This is a genomic window from Pseudonocardia nigra, from assembly GCF_019396355.1.
Lineage (GTDB): Bacteria > Actinomycetota > Actinomycetes > Mycobacteriales > Pseudonocardiaceae > Pseudonocardia > Pseudonocardia nigra.
Genome location: NZ_JAHKRK010000426.1, coordinates 1 through 1,846, shown reverse-complemented (window position 1 = coordinate 1,846; position 1,846 = coordinate 1). Strand labels below are relative to the sequence as shown.

Here is a 1,846-nt window from a genome sequence, read left to right as displayed (position 1 = left end):
CGAGCGCCTCGGGGGGGAGTGATCACATGCGAGAGGCCAGCCCGGCAGATGCCGGGCGGGCCTCTTCCATGTTGAGGGACAGCCGGTACTAGTTACCCGTCGCAGGGCGAGAACGCAGCGATGAAGTAGGTGCCTCCCGGCGGTGCCGACCTCCGCACCTCGAGCTCGCCCAGCGAGGGGCCTCCCAACAGGGGCCTCGCCCATCCCGTGCGACAGGCGTCGATGAGCCACCGGTCGCCGTCCTGGACGGCCGGAACGCTCACGTCGTCGGACTGCAGGGTCGGCGGGACGGCCTGGTGGAATGCAGCAACGGCAGCCGCACAGTCCGCCGCGCCGGCTGCACGCACGAAATCCTGCTCCGCGCGGTCGTCCAGCAGCCCGCACACACCCGGCAGGTCGCCTTGCACGATGCCCTCCACGAGCGCACCGAAGACGCGCTCCGGGCGCCGTTCACCGAACAGCCCGAACGTCTGCCTGCTCGCCTCGGCCTGTTGTCGGGTCAGCTCCGACCGATCGGTGTATAGCGAGACGCCGAACCCCACCCCCGCAGCCAGGCTCAGCACCGCACCCACCGCGGCGAGCCGCCAGGCCGGCAGCTGCGCGAGCCCGGCCAGGAGAACCCCGATACCGGCCGCCAGCGCCCAGGCCCACGGCCCCGTGCTGAGCATCAGCCCGACGACGACCACCAGCCCGGCGAGGGGGAGGTCCCAGCCCTTCAGCAGGCCGTCGAGCCGCAGCAGTCGCAGCACCACGAGCGCGGCGAGGCCGGCCAGCCAGGGTATCCAGGAGAAGCCGGAGAACGGCCACAGCAGCAGCGCGGCCGCGACGGCGCCGAGTCCGGCAGCTCCTCGGCGGGAGCGCGTGAGGCGCCGCCAGGTGATGCGCGGACGGCCCCGGGGCGATGTCGGAGGCGGCGTGGGGGGAGGCTCGGGCACCGCGGGAAGCCATGGTGGCGGGGTGTCGCGTCGCGGTTCCATCGCCGCCCGAGGCTACCGGTCCGACGCTCCGTATCCCAGTGGTCGCGGTGCGTGTCCGGGTCAGGGACGGCCGGCTCGGCGCCACGCGAGCGGTGTAACCCGGTGGGCGTCGCGGAACTTCTTGATGAGCCAGCCGGCGTCGCGGTAGCCGAGCCTGGCGGCGAGCGCGGCTACGGTGAGGTCGGTCTCTGCCAGCAGCCGCCGCGCCTCGGACATGCGCCGCTCGGTGATCCACTGCTGGACGGTCCGCCCGGTCCGTCGGCCGACCACGGTCGTGAGGTGGCCCGGCGTCAGGCCGACCGCAGCGGCCACGTCCTTGAGCGAGATGGGTTCGTGGAAGCGCTCCTCGATGACGTCGAACACGGCCGCGAGCAGCGGCTCGTCGCGCAGGGCGAGATCGCCGGGCGCGCCGGCGGCCAGGCGCGACACCGCGACGAGCAACAGCGTGAGGTGCGCGAGAACCGCCTGGTCGTAGCCGTCGCGGCGCTCCCGCAGCTCGCGGTCCATCGCCGCGATGTGCTCGGCGAAGCCGGGACGCTCGGCCGCCGGCACCCGGAGCCGCTGGACGCCGCCCGCCACCCCGCGGACGAACGGGAGGAGCAGCGGGTGCGCCCGCCAGGTCCGGAAGGCGCCGGCCTCGACCACGTCGGGTGGGAAGAACACGATCCACAGATCGCCCGAGTCGAGTTCGTGGCCGGCCTCGGGGGTGACCACCTCGCCCGGCGCGACGACGAGCACGTCCCCCGTCTCGAGGCGCCGGTCCCGCCCGTCCACGCGTATCGGCCCACCGCCCGCCGCGACGTACCCGAGTACGAGGAAGTCGTGGGCGTGGCGGTGAGATCGGAAGGGCACACGTCTGGACTCCAGTC

General features: G+C 73.6%; 2 protein-coding genes. Both read right to left on the bottom strand.

Going from position 1 to position 1,846, the window contains the following annotated elements:
* Window positions 1-92: 92 nt before the first annotated feature.
* The gene (locus KME75_RS41230) at window positions 93-935 is read right to left on the bottom strand and encodes a hypothetical protein (protein ID WP_219420415.1); all 843 of its coding nucleotides are present in this window, start codon (window positions 933-935) and stop codon (window positions 93-95) included.
* A 102-nt stretch (window positions 936-1,037) separates the two neighbouring features.
* A partial coding sequence (locus tag KME75_RS41225; RefSeq protein ID WP_219420414.1) for an AraC family transcriptional regulator occupies window positions 1,038-1,846 on the bottom strand: 809 nt, incomplete at its 5' end.